The sequence below is a fragment of the Brevibacillus sp. MCWH genome (assembly GCF_013096935.1).
Lineage (GTDB): Bacteria > Bacillota > Bacilli > Brevibacillales > Brevibacillaceae > Brevibacillus > Brevibacillus aydinogluensis.
Genome location: NZ_SDLF01000187.1, coordinates 1 through 428 on the forward strand (window position 1 = coordinate 1; position 428 = coordinate 428).

Annotated in this window: 1 protein-coding gene; it reads left to right on the forward strand. The window is 40.9% G+C overall.

Going from position 1 to position 428, the window contains the following annotated elements:
* On the forward strand, positions 1–428 hold a 428-nt coding region (locus tag ETC00_RS20010; RefSeq protein WP_171567774.1), incomplete at both ends, for a flavin reductase family protein.

The following is a 428-nucleotide window of genomic DNA, read 5'->3' on the forward strand; positions in this document are numbered from 1 at the left end:
GGCTTACCACACGATCCATTTAAAAGTAGTACAGTACCACGTCCAATAGGTTGGATCTCTACTGTATCGAAAGATGGGAAAGATAATTTAGCACCTTATAGTCAGTATCAAAACTTAACTTGGGATCCGCCTATGGTTATGTTCGCAGCAAATCAATCTGTGCTTGGTGATCATGAGCGTAAAGATACAGTAAAAAATGCAGAAGAGACAGGGTGGTTTGTATGGAACATGGCCACGTATGATTTAAGAGATGCTGTTAATTTATCGTCGAAGGCACTACCACCTGAAGAGGATGAATTTGAATATGCAGGTGTGACGAAAGAAGCATGTATAGAAGCACCAGGTTTTCGAGTCAAAGAATCGCCAGTACATTTTGAATGTGAGTACGTTCAAACGATACGTATTCCGACAGGAGATCCTGTATCAAC